Origin of the sequence: Bacteroides sp. UBA939 (assembly GCF_002293435.1) — a bacterium.
Taxonomy (GTDB): domain Bacteria; phylum Bacteroidota; class Bacteroidia; order Bacteroidales; family Bacteroidaceae; genus Bacteroides.
Genome location: NZ_DBDF01000072.1, coordinates 17,136 through 34,694, shown reverse-complemented (window position 1 = coordinate 34,694; position 17,559 = coordinate 17,136). Strand labels below are relative to the sequence as shown.

Sequence of the window (17,559 nt, the reverse complement as noted above, 5' to 3'; positions counted from 1 at the left end):
AAGAGATCCGCGTCATCCGCGTCTAAAGAATTATACTCATTATGCCAGCTACTTAACCTGCATTATTCATACTGTAGTTAAAGGAGTTATCACTTCGTTAGGAGTTAAGGAGTTAAAGCCAATACTCCGTGAATCGTATAACCATACTATCGGCTTTAACTCCTAAGCCAACTTGTTGGCTGATAACTACGTTAACTACTCTAACTCCTGAAGCATGAATAATGCAGGCTAAAATAGCATTTAACCACAACAGCAATGATGAAGTTTTATATAGTTATTTGGATTATGCTTTCCGTAGGACTCCGGGCGGCGGCACAGGATAAACTCCTGGTTGCCGGCTCCGGAAATCCGGATATCCTGCTGTTGGACAAACAGACGGGAAAAGTAGAGTGGCGTCATGCCCTGGAGAAAGGAGAAGAATGTAATTCGGTTGCCCTGACCAAGAAAGGAGATATCTTGTACTCGTATAAACGGGGAGCGAAACTCGTAATGTGGAACCATCAAGTGGTTTGGGATTACCAAGCGCCCGGCAAAACGGAAGTACAGTCGGCCACCTTGTTGCGCAACGGAGGCGTATTACTGGGAATATGCGGTAACCCCGCCCTGTTTGTAGAACTGGACAAGAACGGGAAGGAAGTAAACCGGGTGACGCTGAATTTGGACATCGAAAAGCCCCACAGCCAGTTCCGGCAGGTATTTCAGCTTCGTAACAAGAACTACCTGATACCGGTAATGGCGCAGCAGAAAGTCGTGGAAGTTACCCGCAAAGGCAAGGTCGTTGCCGAACATCAGATTGACGGACGGCCTTTCTCATCACTCGAACTCCCAGGCGGGAATCTGTTGCTGCCTTGCGGCGATGGGCATTATTATATGGTGATTGACCGTAAAACCGGTAAAGAGCTGAAACGGGTAAACTACCTGAATGGAGCATCCTTGCTGTTTGTTGCGCAAGTCCTGCGGTTGAAGAATAACAACCTGTTGATTTGTAACTGGCATGGACATACGAAGGAAGCAGGAGTGGATGAACCGCAATTGATTGAAGTCGATGAAGACGGAAAGGTGGTGTGGAGCTTGAATGATAAGGCTAATGCAGGTAAGGTATCTGCGGCTTGTTATGTTTCAGGAGTTAGAGGAGTTAAATTCCTAACGAAGTGATAACTCCTTTAACTACAGAAAGTAAAATACTCATGCTTCGCATGTTGTTAATAATCAGAAGTAACTCTATTAATAACTAATAGAGATACTACTGATTAATAATAGAGTTACAACTGATTATCAGTAGAATTACTACTGATTAATAACATAAAACATGCGAACTTAAATAGAAGATTAATTTTAGAACATAATAGTATGAACAAGAAAGTATTAGTAATGTCTGTATGCGTTGCTTTATCACTCTCCGTCACGGCACAGCGCCGGGCAAGTGTAAAGGCAACAGCGCCTGCTACGTGGGTGGAAAGCATTGTTGCAGCCAAAAACCAGGCTTATGCCGAAATGCAGAAGACCTGTTTACCGGTTGCCTCCCGTGTGATTAAGGCAAAAGAAGCGGCAATACCATTCTCGGCAGATGTAACGGGACTGGATGAAATGGTACTTTATACCTGGGGCACTGTGGACGGTACGGCAGACGACCAGGCGGTATGGGCAAACGCCAGATTAATAGCCGCCGACGGCTCATCCGTTTGGCTGAATGATTTGCAGAGCACCTTTAAGAATACCGGTAGCGGCAGCCTGCGTTTCAATGAAAATGCCAAAAAAGAGAACGTCGTTATGAAGGGAAAAACCTACAAACGCACAATAATGGCGAACGCAAACGCGCAGATTGTAGTCCCCCTGAATAAGAAATACGTTCGCTTTGAAGCAGAGATTGGTTTGGAGAACCGCTCTTCCGCCGGTACGGTAATCTTCCGTCTCCAGGGTATCACCGGTTCGGAAGCCGCTTCCGCCATTGTAGCCGCTTATCCTGCAGAAGCTACCATGTTTCTGCCGTTTGGCGGAAGTGACATGAAAGCGCTGGTAACCACCCATAATGCCGATATCGAAAAGAACATAGCAGCGGAAGTTGTGAACCTGCTGAATGACAAGTCCGGCTTCAACGCACAGATTGCACAGATAGCCTCAAAGCCGGCATTGGACGACCAGGTGGCCGGCTATTTACGTCTGGCACAGGATGCCATGAAAGTATATCAGTTGCAGGAATCCTTGAGTTGGCTGAACATGCGTGCCGTCGAAGAGGCTTATAATGATATGGCTAAAGACGCCAAGTATGACAAAAGCACGAATCAGGCAAGACTTCTGGAATTGAAAATGCTGACGGTGAAAGGCTTTTCCGGCATCTACCGCAACGATGCATCTGCCATAGAAGCGGCTAACAAAGCTTTGAAACTGAGACGCGATATCCTGCTGGCAAATACGGCGTTGGATATGGACAAGATTATTGTCGGACGTTACAGGATAGGAACATCCGCCCGCCAGGTAAATCCGCGTGCCATGGGTACTCAGAACAACAACTGGTCTAACCAGACTTCCGCCTCACGCAGTGGTTTCGATGCCGAGATAGCGGAACTGACTAACCTGCGCGGCGACGTCCAAACAAAGACAATCTTTAAACCAACGAACGGCTCTTCGGTGCCCGACTTGAAGTTGCATTGGGATGCCGAACGTGTGATGTTCTCGATGGTAGATACCGATCGCCGTTGGCAGGTATTTGAAGTAAAGCTGGATGGCACCGGCTTAAAGAAACTGGTTGAAACTCCGGAGAAAGACCTGGAATTCTTTGATGCCACCTATCTGCCTTCCGGCAAGATAATTACCGTTTCCAATATCGGATACAACGGTGTGCCGTGTGTGAATGGTAACGACGAAGTGGGCAACCTGTGTTTGTATGACCCGAAAGACGGTTCACTGCGTCGCCTGACTTTTGACCAGGACGCCAACTGGGCGCCTACGGTGATGAACAACGGCCGCATCATGTACACCCGCTGGGAATATACCGACCTGACCCACTATTTCTCCCGTTTCGTGATGCACATGAATCCGGATGGAACGGAGCAGAAGTCTTTATACGGCAGCGGCTCTTATTTCCCGAACAGTACTTTTGATGCAAAGCCTCTGCCGGGTGGTTCTTCACAGTTCGTCGGCGTGATATCGGGTCATCATGGAGTGACGCGTTCCGGACGCCTGATGCTGTTTGACCCTTCAAAGAGCCGTAAGTCAGAGAAAGGCATGTTACAGGAATTACCTTTCCGCGACCGCAAGATTGAACCGATTGTGAAAGACGAGTTGGTGAACGGCGTATGGCCTCAGTTCATCAAGCCTCATCCGTTGACGGACAAATACTACCTCGTAACTGCCAAGTTGAACGAAAACGCCCTGTGGGGAATCTATCTGATAGACGTGTACGACAACCTTACGTTGATAGCCGAGTTTGAGGGTGAAGGCCTTATTTGCCCCACCCCGGTGGTGAAACGTCCTGTTCCTCCCGTTATACCTGAGAAGATTAAGCCGGGCAGCAAGGATGCTACCGTCTTCATTCAGGACATATACGAAGGCGAAGGTTTGCAGGGCGTGCCCCGCGGTACAGTGAAAGCCCTCCGCGTACTTGCCTATGAATATGCCTATATCAGAACTCCGTCCGACCACTGGGCGCAGGGTGTTCAAAGCGGTTGGGATATTAAACGTTTGCTGGGTACGGTTCCTGTGGAAGAGGATGGCTCGGCTATCTTTACCATTCCGGCCAATACACCGATTTCGTTGCAACCGTTGGATTCCGAAGGACGCGCCGTTCAATGGATGCGTAGCTGGTTGACCGGTATGCCCGGTGAAACGGTGTCCTGCGTGGGTTGCCATGAAGACCAGAACCTGTTGCCCATACCGAAGCGTGTGAAAGCCTCGGCAAGGCCTCCCCATGCCATTACAAAACCGGAAGGCGGCGCACGTTCTTTCACGTTCGATTTGGAGGTACAGCCTGTGCTCGACCGCGCTTGTATTGCCTGCCACGATGGCTCCAACAAGTTGGCGGACTTTACCGGTGGAAAGATTGATAAGTTCTCCAAGTTCGGAGTAAGCTATCTCAATCTGCATCCTTATGTCTATCGTCAAGGCCCCGAGGCTGAGATTGAAGTGCTCGACCCGTACGAATATCATGCTTCCGTAAGTCCGCTAATCAAGATTCTGAAGACCGGCCATCATGGGGTGGAACTGACGGATAAAGAGTGGCAGGCCCTGTATAACTGGATTGACTTCAATGCTCCTTATCATGGTAAGTTCAATGCCAATGAATTTAAGGGAGTAGAGCAAATCAGCCGCCGTACGGAGTTGACGGAGAAGTATGCAGGTTCCGGCGTTGACTGGCAAGCTGAAATACGCTCGTATGCCAACTACCTGGAAGGACAGGGAAAACCAACTCCCGTAAGACCGGAGAGGAAAGTATATAAAGACAAGGACGTGAAAGTGAAAGGCTGGCCGTTTGATGATTCTGCGGTGCAGTCCATGTACGCCAAAGAAGGCGAAACCAAAATGAGCATTGAATTGGCTCCCGGCATAAAGATGAACTTTGTGCGCATTCCTGCCGGTTCGTTCGTAATGGGTAGCAACAGGGGGCATTCCGACTATTCTCCTGCTCATAAGCAAGTGGTGAAGAAGGCATTCTGGATGGGTGAGATAGAGGTAAGCAACGAACAGTTCCGTACCATATTCCCGGAACACGACAGCCGTTTCATCCGCCAGTTGTGGAAAGACCACGTACACGAGGGGTATCCGGCTAATAATCCGGAACAACCTGCTATCCGCGTGAATTGGGAAGAAGCGATGGCTTTCTGTCAGAAACTGAGTGAGAAGACCGGTAAGAAGGTCGCATTGCCCACTGAGGTGCAATGGGAATGGGCTTGTCGTGCGGGTAGTGACGGTGAGTTCTGGTATGGTTCTTTGAATACGGACTTCGGCAAGTTCGAGAATCTGGCGGATAAGAATCTGAATAAGATGGCTGTCCGTGGTGTAAATCCGATGCCGATGCGCGAGAATGACCCTTGGTATAAGTACTATACGTATCAGCCGAAGGAGAATGGTGTGGACGATGGTAATATGCTGATGGTGAAAGGTGGGCAGTATCAGGCTAACTCCTGGGGCTTGTATGATATGCAGGGCAATGTTGCGGAATGGACTGCTTCCGGGTATGTTCCTTATCCTTACGATGAGAAGCAGCAAGGCGCCGGTACGGAGAAAGTAGTGAGAGGAGGTTCCTGGAATGACCATCCGAAAGAAGCTACCGCCTATTACCGCAGGTCTTATCTGCCTTGGCAGAAGGTGTATAATGTGGGCTTCCGGGTGATTATAGAGGATTAAAGGGTTTCCTTTCCTGCGTTATGAGTGATTTTTTAGGCGCGGATTACACGGATTACACGGATTTTTTTCTTTCAGGTAATCATAGCGCAGCAATTAATCCGTGAAATCCGCGTAATCCGCGCCTAATTATTTATATATAAAAGAATACAAATGTGATATCCGGATTACTCTTCATAATCTCACTCCCATACTTAGGGTATCTCACTATACGACTGAGGTACCCTAAGTATACGACTGAGGGTATCTCAGTCGTATAGTGAGATACCCCCTCTCAGAACGTATTCTGGAAGGGGTTTTTAGCAAGTGTCGAACAGAGTAATTATCTTAATAAACAACCCGCAAGAAATGAGAAAACCCAACATAGTTACATACCTGAAAACGATGTTCACCTCGTGGAGGATAACCCTGATACTGTTGGTGCACTACATAGTGTTGCTGGCGGCAGCTACTTTTATCGAGAAGTCACAGGGAACGGCAATGGCGCGAGAAGTGATTTATAACAATCCGCTGTTCTATCTCCTGCAATTATTGCTGGTTATTAACTTCTGTGCCACAGCCTGGCAGGCGCGGCTGTGGCAGCAACGCAAATATGGAGTGTTGCTGCTTCACCTTTCCTTTATCGTGATATTGCTGGGAGCGTTGATTACCAATTTGTTCGGCTTCGAAGGCATTGTGCACATCAGGGAGGGGCAGACCGTATCGTCCATGCGTACCACGGACGAGCAACGCCTGTTGCCTTTCTCCATCCGTCTGGATGATTTCAAGTTGGTGCGTTATCCCGGTTCTCACAGTCCTTCCTCGTTCGAGAGTTTCCTTACGATTCGCACGGAAGAGGGGGAAAGAAGAGAGCATATCTACATGAACAAAGTGATATACGAACAAGGTTACCGCCTCTACCAGTCCTCCTATGATGCGGATGAACAGGGAACGGTGCTGACGGTGAATAATGACGCTGTGGGTACCGGTGTCACGTATATCGGATACGCACTGCTGCTTGCCGGCATGTTGTTGACATTGGCCGACAGGAAATCCCGCTTCCGCCAATTGGCAAAACAATTGGGACAGACAACGCAATTGCGACAGACAACGGCAACACGGTTAGGACAGCCAACGGCAACACGCTTGAAGCAAGTAACCCCCATCCTCTTGTTAGCATGTCTTCCCGCTCTGTCATTTGCGCAGCAGGCTGACGTGAATCTTTTATTAAAGAATACAATCCCCGTCGAACAGGCGGAACAATGGGGTCGTATGCAGGTGCAATGCCCCACAGGGCGTATTGAGCCGGTAAACACTTATACGAACAAACTGCTGCGTAAAATCTATCGCAGTGATACCTTCCAGGGACTTAGCGCCGGGCAGGTCATTATCGGTTTTCTTATCAACCCTGCGTATTGGGGTAATGTGCCTCTTATCCGGCAAACGAATAAAGAACTGCAACAGGCATACTCCCTGCCGCAGGGCAAATACATCCGTTTCTTCGATGTATTCGATGAAAACGGTGCATACCTGATAGCCGATGCGGTAGATAAAGCCTATTCGTGTCCGGTAGCCCAACGTTCGCGCCTGGAGAAAGATTTGCTGAAGTTGGATGAAAAGGTGAATATACTGTATTCGCTCCGGCAGGGGCAGATGTTCGCCTTGTTTCCATTGCCGGGAGATACGAACGGGAAGTGGTACTCGCACGGAGATGATTTAAGTATGTTCTCCGGTAAAGACTCTTTGTTTGTGACGAAGATTATGCCCTGGTACCTGGACGAGGCTTTCAATGCCTTGCGTACAGGCGACTGGACGAAAGCGGAGGAAGTGCTTTCCATGATGAATGTCTATCAGCAGAAGCAGAGTGTTACACCTTTGCTCACGGAGAAGCAGGTGTCATGGGAGTTGTTTTATAACAAAGCCCGGTTGTTCTTCTTCTCCGCTATGGGATATATGGCTGTGGGGTTGTTGCTGCTGGCTTTTGCCGTATGGCGGTTGTTGAAACCGAAGCGTTGGTTCAAAGCCGTTATCATCCCTCTGGTTGCATTGACGGTGCTGGTATTCATGTTACATACCTTCGGAATCGGCATTCGCTGGTATATATCCGGGCGTGCGCCCTGGGCTAACGCTTACGAGTCGATGATATACGTTGCCTGGGCGACGGCGCTGGCGGGACTTCTGTTTATCAGACGCTCAACAATGACACTGGCTTTGGCGGCTTTCTTCGCAGGTATCATCTTGTTTGTGGCTAATCTTAATTTTATGGACCCGGAAATAACTCCGTTGGTTCCGGTACTGAAATCCTACTGGCTGATGATACACGTTGCCGTGATAACGGCGAGCTATGGCTTCTTCGGAATCAGTTTTCTGCTTGGTTTGCTTACCCTTGCTTTTATGAGTACGGGTAATCCGCAGAAAGTGGCTTTGCTGCGACCGCATATACGCGAACTCCGCATTATAAACGAGATGTCTCTTCACATCGGGCTTTATCTGCTGACGGCGGGTATTTTCCTCGGCGCCGTATGGGCAAATGAGTCGTGGGGACGCTATTGGGGATGGGATCCGAAGGAAACTTGGGCATTGATAACAATGGTAGTTTATGCCTTTATTCTGCATGCCCGTTTTCTACCTGCCCTCCGTTCGGATTATGCCTTTAGCGTCATGTCCGTGTTAGGACTTGCTTCGGTGCTGATGACTTATTTCGGCGTAAATTACTACTTGTCCGGACTTCATTCCTATGGTGGAGGCGATACTCCACCGGGACTGACTGCCGTATTTGCTACATACGCCTTTGCTTTTGCGCTGATGGTGTATGCTGGGTATAAACAGCGCTCTACCTAATCCGCTTTACATACCTGCACACTTTGCCGTCATTGGTTATTCCTTCTATCACAATGGTATAAGTAGAGGGGCGGTCGGCAGTATAGAAATGCAATCCTGCTTCTCCTTTTTCATTCAACCGGAAATTGGGTTCCCAATGAATGGTGGTGCGCTTATCCGAGTTTACAATCTCGCGGCTTGCTTCGGTGGGATATCGGGGTGCGTAGAACTCTGCATTTGCAGCATAAGACAAATACCCCACTCTGGCTACATTAGGTTCGGAAGAAGGTATTACTCCTTTTGAGAGATATGTGCTGATATATATTCGTTGAGGCCGTATCACATAAATCGGCATCAATGCACCTTGCGGGGTATAAACCTCTAATGGGGAATCGTCGAACATGTCGTCTTCTTCTTCTTTCCATGTATCTATAATCTGATTGTCCGTATACGTTGATTTATCCTGCACAAAATCTATCGCTTTTACGTCGCGGGCGTCCAGATATTCCAAATCTTCTATATTCTGCAACAAACGTCCGTCTAAGATTATAGGTACCGGTGACCAGAAACGTCTCCAGTTGCCCGTTACCGGTGTTGGGTAATAGAACCCGCCTCTGTTATCATGTGTACTCTGCGCATTGGTAGTTCTTCTTTCAGCATATCCATTGGCAGATGGTGTCCGGGGCATGGCATTACCTTCGGAGTCAAAAGGGTTCCTCATAGCAAAGTCTTTACTGGTGGTCATTGCTATGAGCTTTGTAGTGCCACGCACGGTACCTGAGTACACAATAACGTTAGGTGTAACCTTCAACAAATCTAACGCTGTTTTTTCATCTATCTGGTCTATCTTTTCAGGCTCTACTACTTTAAACGAAGTCCATCCGTTAGAGAGTTGCAATGCCACAACGTCTACTTCGGGCAATTGATATACCTTCTGCCCTCCTACCAAGATGTGTCCATTCCGCACATCTTCGAGGAAAGCATTATTGGTAAACGTCGTCTCACTCTTTTGCCAATGCATCTTGCCGGCATCGGGGTAAGTCATATTTTGATTGATGTAGATTCCATATCTCCACTTGGGCTTTTTGCCGAAACCTTGAATTGAGAAATCAGTAAGGAAATCGCGTCGTTGCCTGAAATTGTGAGTGAAAGAGAATTCTCCGTTCTTATCTGTTTTCTCAATTAGCTTGAGGTCTTCTCGTACACCGGTAACCAACAGTGCAAAATCCGATAGCCTCCTTTTATCAAAGTGCGTTTCCACATAACCGCTTATCACTTGTTGGCGTTCTATTGGGTATTTCAATTCGTTTTCCTGTTTGCGCATTATTGCCGGTACGTCAAACCGGCGCCAGCCATGGGTAAGCATTAGCTGGTCTAACTGTTTGTCGACCATAGGCGAATGGGAAGAGAAATAATACCCGGGTGCATGGATATGTCCTTTCAAGTCAGAATTCAGCAGTAATTCGCTTACGATGTTATTCCCCACAGAATCTATACTGACGGCATAGTCGTCAGTTACACTCAACGAGAAGTCACCTTGCAGCGAACGGTGTTTGTCGTCGAGTACACGCAACCCTACTTTAATGAGTTTACGTCCCTCAAGCGGGTTGCGCGATGCAACAAGCTGAAACACGGGCGATGGTTCTTTAATGAAAACCAACCGTTCGCTCACCACTTTGTTTTTTTGATTGTATAACACAAAGTGCGCTATCCCCTCAGGAAACGAATCGCAGGGAATGCTTCCCGATAGATTTTCACGAGTCATGATGTGGTTCACGATTGTTTGCCCACGAGTATGAACCAATAAGCCTAAACCGGATTCCGGTACTTTGCCTGCGGGGTAGTTGATGTTGTAACTGACGGAAGCACTGTCTTGCGTTACCGATAGAGCCACATGTTTGGCAGAAGCTTCGGGCAGGTTAATAACCTGTCTATGGTTTTGCTCATCTGTGACAACGGCACGCAACGTTTCTTTTTCTTCTGCCTGAATAAAGAAAGAACCTATTCCTCCATGTTCACTCCGGAGTTTGGCTACAGTATCGTTGTTCTGGTTCAGCACATACCCGTTTATGTTGATTATCTCTCCGGTGTTGGTTTCGGCTTTAAATGCCACTTGTTGCCTTACGCCGGCAATCAGGTGTCCACCCTCGGGATAGAAGCCTACCGTATATTCGTAACCGACCGACAGGTATATTCGTTTGCGAAACACCGATTCTCCTTCGTACAAGGTGAGGTAAACATAAGGTTCCACTCCCTCTTCCTGTTTAGGCAATTTAAATCGTATTTGTCCGGCAGCATTGGTCTTTGCGCGATGAAATTTATTTCCCGATTTCTTCGATTGTATCATATACTCTACCCGGGAGCCAGAATATGGAGTCTTTTCTTTACGCAGCAGGGTGAGGATGATGTATTTTTCATTATCAGGCCCTTGTTCGTATTCCACTTGCGCCGAGAGTAGAGCTGTGGCATTGGCATATACAGGTATCTGCTTGGTGTAGAAGAACTCTTCGTCCTGGTTCCTCATATAATTGGTGTAAGCCCTAATCTGATAATCAGCCTCTTCTATGTCCTTTGTCAGAGCAATGAAATTGGTGAAACTACCATTTTCTTCCATCAGTTTCTTGCGCTGAATTATTTTATTCTTCTTGTTTACCAACTCCACATACACAAATCGACTTTGCGCATCGCTATTTTTGTGCGTCCGTGCGTTCACCAGGTAACCTTTCAGCCAGATGGTATCACCTTTCAGATAGAATGGCTTGTCGGTATGAAAGTACACTTTTTCTTGATATGGCATCTCCGCTTGCTGAGCAAACAGGGATAGCACTGAATAAACTGCCAGAAGACATGTGGTTGAGATTCTTTTCATGGTATTTTAATTTTTAGATACTATTTCTTTCAATAAGGTATCGCAAGATATGATAATCTCCCCAAACAGGCTTTAACAATCGTCTCAAATACTTTAGGAAACCTGATTTTGAGTTAATACTTCAAGCTTTTGAGATAATACTTCAACCCCCTCAACGGCTTATTTCCTACTTTTGCTTTAGTTATGCGAATTAGGAGTTAGAGGAGTTATCACCGTACCAAAGCCGGGTCAAAGCCGTACCAACTCCGTACCTTCTCCGTATAAAGGTACCCTTAACCGAATTTGGTACGGACTTGGTACGGAGATGATAGTGTGTGATGCCGCCTGCATTATTCATAGCGCAGGAGTTAGAGGAGTTTTAACTCCTGATTCGCTTTAGTTATTAACCCTGTGGATAATACTATGAGATAAAAAAACAAACTTGTCCGACAGACAATAAGAAAAACACAATTCTATGAGGAAATACATTCCAACTCTGATTACTTTATTGGTAACATTGAAGATAGCCGCCCAGAACAATGAGAACCTGTACTTCTCTAATCTGAACCTGAAAGACGGACTGTCGCAAATCTCTGTTCTTAAGATATTCCAGGATACTAAGGGCTTCATCTGGTTTGGTACGCGCAACGGACTGAACCGCTACGACGGAAGCGAGTTCGTGATTTATAAACACGACCCGAAGGATACGGTAAGCCTAAGCGATAACCATATCCAGGCGCTTGCCGAAGACCGTGACAGGAACCTGTGGATTGGTACAGCCCGTGGACTGAATAAGCTGGACTTAAAAACGAACCGTATCAAGCCCTTTGTCAGTGAACGCTACGGAGTTCTTGCCAAAAGCGAGATACGCTGCCTGTTTGTCGACTCCCGCAACCGCCTCTGGGTAGGAACGCCTAAAGGACTATACCTTTATATATATGAAATGGACGTCTTTCAGCGCATCGACCTCAACGGGAAGATTAAAGACGAACCGGTTTCGGTGATTCATGAAACAAGGCATCACCAGATATTAATAGGAACCGGAACCAAGGGATTGTTTGTTTGTGACATGAACATGAAGATACAGCGGCAACTCAACACCCAGAGCCGGGGACTTAGACTGCCGGGCAACGCCATCTCTTCCGTATACGAAGACTCGAACGGAAGCCTATGGGTGGGAAGCAACTTTACCGGACTGTACCGGGTGAATCTGGAGAAAGAAGAAATCATCACTTTCCATAAAGACAATAGTATCTTGGCGAGCAACAGCATCAGGGCTATATCCGAGCTGCAAGGACAGTTACTCGTAGGGACATTCAGCGGACTGTACACGATAGACCTTTCTACCAATTCTCTCTGGAAACATACGGACGCTTCTCTGGAAATGGGAAACCTGAGCCACTTCTCTATCTATTCCCTGTTTGTAGACAGGAGCCTGACCGTATGGGTAGGTACATACGCCGGAGGAGTGAGTTACTCCAGCAGGTTTAATAACCGGTTCAACTTCCACGACCCCGCCACGGTGTTCGACGCATTGTTCGGCATCTACGGTTGCATGCTTGCCACCCCCGACGGGCGCCTGTATATGGCAACTGAAGGAAGAGGATTGCTCGACTATAATCCGGAGAACGGCCAATATCACTACTACCCGATAGACAATGCTTCGCGGCTGCAATATAGCCAGAACATTATAAAAGGGCTTCTGCTGGAAGGAGATATCCTGTGGTGCGGAACAAACAAGGGAACCATCTTTCAGTTTAATACCCGCACTAAACAGTACGCGCCCTATTACCGGTTCCCGAAAGATATGTCCATTTACTCCATGCTTCATACTAAAGACAACAGCCTGTGGATTATATCTTCCGACTCGCGTACCGGAGTGGCGCGTCTGTCTGACAAGAAGGAAGTGCAGACTTCTTTTCCGGTTAACGGCGGGAGGGATAGCTGTGTGTTTACCAGTTCCCGTTGCATATTTGAACTGCGTGACGGGGTCGTGTTGATAGGCACCCGTAACGACGGCCTGATAAAGTATGATATAAACAGGAAAGAGGCCGTTGCTTACAACACGGATAAGGAACAGCCGCACCGGTTGCTTAATAATTACGTAACGAGTATCATCCGCGATTCATCCGGACGTATATGGGTAGGTACATTCGGTGGCGGCATAGCCTTGTATGATGAAGAGAAAGGCATCGTCAAGACTGTAACGAAGGAGCAGGGGCTGATTGAAAATGACATTTGCGCCATAGTGGAAGACCCGGACAGGAACTTCTGGATTAGCGCCAGCAACGGAATCTCCAAGTATAACCCGGATACGGAAGAGTTCACCAATTATAACTCTTTGAACGGTATCGGAATCTACGAGTTTACCCCCCATAGCGGTTCGTTGTTGCCCAATGGCGAAATCTGCTTCAGCGGAAACAACGGCTTTGTAACATTCAGTCCTCAGGAACTGCAATTAAACTCCTTTGTGCCGCCGCTGGTGTTCACCAGGTTGGTTGTCAACAACCACGTGATTGAGCCTGAGGGCGAAACCGGAATCCTGAATACCGTACTGGATGATGTGGAAAAGATAGAACTGAATTACAATCAGAACAACATCTCCATCGGCTATTGCGCCCTGAACTTTGTTTTTGCCCGGCAAAACCAGTATGCCACTTTCCTGAAAGGATACGATAAAGACTGGAATTACATAGGCAACCGCCGCGAAGCCTACTACACCAACCTGAGTCCCGGTACGTACGTCTTCGAAGTAAAGGCTTCCAATAACGACGGAGTCTGGAGCAAGCAGACGCGCAAGATACGAATCACCGTGCACCCGCCTTTGTGGAAAACCTGGTATGCTTACCTGTTCTACGTGGTTGCGTTCATTTCCGTTATGACACTCATCATGTATTACATAGCGAAGAAGCAGAAGTTGGAACGCGAATTGCAGTTCAAACAGAAGGAGAAGTTGCAGTCGGAGGAGTTCCACCAGGCAAAGATACGCATGTTTACCAACTTCTCGCACGAACTCCGCACGCCGCTGACTCTGATTATTGCGCCTTTGCAGGAACTGGTATCCATGTCCGGTTTCTCTTCCGGCGTGAAGAACAAACTAAGCCTGATATCCGGTAATGCCCAACGCCTGTTGCTGCTTGTAAACCAGTTGATGGATTTGCGTAAGAATCAGGAAGGGAAATTAAAACTGCATATCACCAAGACGGACATGAACTCGTTCATGCAGGAGATTTATTATGCTTTCAACCATCTTGCCCTGAAGAAATCCATTGACTTCACCTTCGAGAAGAGCGAAGAACGCATGTCGGCGTGGTTCGATAAATCTATCATGGAAAAGGTGGTTTTCAATCTCCTGTCCAATGCCATGAAGTTTACTCCGGATAAAGGGAAGGTGGTATTTACCTTATCCAAGCGTACTTTTGCCGATTTGCCACGCGAGCGGCAGGACGAACTGGGCAAGATGCCTGATGAAACGAAGTTCGCCTACCTCTCGGTTATCGACTCCGGAAAAGGTATTTCCGGGGAAAGCATGAAGAATATCTTTTCTCCTTTCTATCAAGAAGAAGATGATAACAGGGAAAACGTAGGGACGGGTATCGGATTGAGTCTGACGCGCTCCATTGTGCTTTTGCATAAAGGTGCGATTTCCGTATCCCACAATCAGCCCACCGGCACCGTGTTCGAAGTCTATATCCCAATCAGCCGTTCTGCTTACGATGAAGCGCAACTGACGGAGGAAGAAACCGGGCAGGTGGTGGAGGACGTCATACCTTCGGGCAAGGAGATGCACTTTGATATTGAGAAGAAGTGGACTGTGCTGCTGGCGGAAGACAACGATGAAGTAAGAACCTATGTGAAGGAGTGCCTTGAGCCTTACTTTCACGTATTGGATGTGGATAACGGGAAAGATGCGCTGGCTTTGAGTATGGAGAAGTATCCGGACTTGATACTGAGTGACATCATGATGCCCCGGATGGATGGTTTGGAGCTGTGTTCGCGTGTGAAACAGGACTTGCAGCTTGGGCATATTCCGGTGGTGCTGATGACTGCCAAGTCTATGGTGGTCCATATTAAGGAAGGTTTCTCTATGGGTGCTGACGATTATATTGTGAAACCTTTCTGCATGGATGTGCTGATTTGCCGTATCAACAGCCTGCTGGAATCGCGTGAGAAGTTGAAGAAGTTGTATGGAAAGAAATTCTCTCCGGAGGCGCTGGGGATAGAGATTGTTTCCGGCGACGACCGCTTCACCCAGAATTTCTTCGCAATCATTGAAAAGAACATTTCCAATGCCGACCTGGGGGTGGAAATGATAAGTCAGGAATTGGGTTTGAGCCGCGCCAATTTGTATCGCAAGCTAAAGGCGGTTACGGAGCTTTCGCCGATAGAGTTGATACGTAATAAACGGTTGGAGATTGCAGCCAAACTGTTGTTGGAATCCAATTACTCGGTTTCGGAGATATCCGGTTATGCGGGCTTCAACAGTCATGCCTATTTTACCAATTGCTTCAAGTCGTTCTATGGCTATTCGCCTTCGGAGTGGGCGCAGAAGTACAGGACGAGTGCACCCAAACTTTATTCGCCGCCGGAACAGGAGTTATTATGAGTGTCTGCGGTGAGGGGGCTGAACTCTGCAATCATTGGGTATGATTGTACACTAAGGTCTATAGTCATCTATGCACAGTCCGTACATCAGCCGGGATGAGGTGCTTCATGAACTGAACACTGAGAATTCATATTCGAACACAGAGGCGCAGAGACACCGAGTTTATTTTTCTTTTAAGAAATGAGAGCACACAGAGAGAGGGCGACTACGTCGCAGAGAAAAAACTCTCTGTGCCTCTGCGTCTCTGTGTTCAACAAGAAAAAAGAAACTCTGGGTCTCTGCGCCTCTGTGTTCAACAAGATAAAACCCTCTATGCCTCCGTGTCTCTGTGTTCAACAAGGAAAACCCCTAAATAGCCTGTATTTTATGCCCAATTGGAATAGAATCTTAAATGAATAATACAATATTGAAAGCCATGCTAAGATAAATCACCTATCTTAGCGCAATCTTTTTATTCAATTTTTATACAACATAGATATTAGATAAGTATTATGAAATTTAAAACAGGATTAGTGTCGTTATTGGTGGTATGTGGAGCATGCAGCCCGACAACAAAAGAAGTGAATGTAGTAAAAGACAGTTTTGATTTTGCCGGGCAGCAGTTGATGTATGCCTTTACGCAGATTGACTCGGCCAAAGCAGCCATGCCGGAAGAACAGTTGAAGAGAAAGCCGGTTTCTCCCCGTACGATAGACGACGACGGTACCTTGCGCCTGGTAGCGTCAAGAGACTGGACAAGCGGTTTCTTCCCGGGTGAACTATGGTACATGTACCAGTACACCAACGACGACTTCTGGAAGAAGAAAGCCCAGGAATTCACCGCGGATATAGAAGACCAGAAGACGAACGGCGGAACCCACGATATGGGATTCAAGATGTATTGCAGCTTCGGCAACGGTTATCGGTTGACTAACGATGCAACCTACAAGGATATCCTGTTGGAATCGGCAGCGACACTCATCACACGCTACAAACCCACAATCGGTTGTATCCGTTCCTGGGACCATAGCCGCGACAAGTGGCAGTGCCCGGTTATTATTGACAATATGATGAACCTCGAACTGTTGTACTGGGCGTTTAAGGAAACCGGCGATTCCGTATATTATACTATTGCAACCACACATGCCCGTACTACGATGAAGAACCATTTCCGCGATAACCATAGCTCTTATCACGTACTCGATTATGATACCATCACCGGTGGCGTGCTTCACAAGCATACCCACCAGGGATATAATCATGAATCTGCATGGTCGAGGGGGCAGGCATGGGGACTGTACGGCTATACCATGTGTTATCGTGAAACGCAATTGCCCGAATTCCTTTCACAGGCCGAGAATATAGCTGATTACCTCTTTACCAATCCTGCGATGCCCGAAGATATGGTAGCTTACTGGGACTTTGATGCTCCGGGCATTCCGAATGAACCTCGTGATGCTTCTGCCGCTGCCGTGATGGCTTGTGCCATGTACGAACTGTCCACGTATAATGCCGGGAAGGCGGCACTGTACAAGAAGTGGGCGGATACGATTGTGGAAAGCCTGAGTACCGCCTATCGTGCGCAGTTGGATGGCGATCGTGGTTTCTTACTGCTACACAGCACGGGAGCGCACAACTTTGAAAGGGATGTACCGTTGGTTTATGCCGATTACTATTTCCTAGAGGCTCTGCTCAAGAAGGCTAAGTTGGAGAAGGAGGGGACGGCGATATTGTGAGAATTATGAATGATAAATCAGGTAACGCTGCTCCCTTATCACCTGCAATATAAGCAATTCTTTAGATGCGGATGACGCAGATGACGCAGTTTTTTAAATGCTGCGCTACGTTACTCCGTCAGGAAGATAAAAGAGAGCTGCGTCATCCGCGTCTAAGAGCCTGTTTAAATTTTGCTCAGTGTTGTTTTGAGAGTTATTTTCGAGGATGTTTTTCTGTTTTTATGAGGAGCATAGCGGGCTATGTGACGAGT

General features: G+C 47.4%; 6 protein-coding genes. 5 read left to right on the top strand and 1 reads right to left on the bottom strand.

Annotated features, from left to right (window positions below; translation table 11 throughout):
• The first annotated feature begins 255 nt into the window (after positions 1 to 255).
• The 3 genes from B2Z67_RS05110 to ccsB all read left to right on the top strand — a co-directional run bounded on the left by B2Z67_RS05110 (position 256) and on the right by ccsB (position 8,160).
• Entirely contained in the window at positions 256 to 1,155 is a 900-nt protein-coding gene (locus tag B2Z67_RS05110; protein ID WP_291528740.1) for a PQQ-binding-like beta-propeller repeat protein, read from the top strand.
• A 195-nt stretch (positions 1,156 to 1,350) separates the two neighbouring features.
• Positions 1,351 to 5,343: an SUMF1/EgtB/PvdO family nonheme iron enzyme gene (locus tag B2Z67_RS05105; RefSeq protein ID WP_291528739.1), complete on the top strand. Its 3,993-nt coding sequence runs from the start codon at positions 1,351 to 1,353 to the stop codon at positions 5,341 to 5,343.
• A 345-nt stretch (positions 5,344 to 5,688) separates the two neighbouring features.
• Entirely contained in the window at positions 5,689 to 8,160 is a 2,472-nt protein-coding gene (gene ccsB / locus B2Z67_RS05100) for a c-type cytochrome biogenesis protein CcsB (protein WP_291528738.1), read from the top strand.
• Here the strand turns inward: ccsB and B2Z67_RS05095 are convergent.
• Positions 8,153 to 11,008 (bottom strand): hypothetical protein, encoded by a 2,856-nt coding sequence (locus B2Z67_RS05095; protein ID WP_291528737.1) that lies wholly within the window; start codon positions 11,006 to 11,008, stop codon positions 8,153 to 8,155. The genes ccsB and B2Z67_RS05095 overlap by 8 nt on opposite strands.
• 454 nt (positions 11,009 to 11,462) lie before the next feature.
• Here B2Z67_RS05095 and B2Z67_RS05090 point away from each other — a divergent pair, with 454 nt between their 5' ends.
• Together B2Z67_RS05090 and B2Z67_RS05085 are read left to right on the top strand one after the other, a co-directional pair.
• A complete protein-coding gene (locus B2Z67_RS05090) occupies positions 11,463 to 15,593 on the top strand; it encodes a hybrid sensor histidine kinase/response regulator transcription factor (protein WP_291528736.1) in 4,131 nt (1,376 codons plus the stop codon).
• 491 nt (positions 15,594 to 16,084) lie between these two features.
• Complete coding sequence (locus B2Z67_RS05085) at positions 16,085 to 17,308, top strand: glycoside hydrolase family 88 protein (RefSeq protein ID WP_291528735.1); 1,224 nt, start codon at positions 16,085 to 16,087, stop codon at positions 17,306 to 17,308.
• The last annotated feature ends 251 nt before the right edge of the window (positions 17,309 to 17,559 follow it).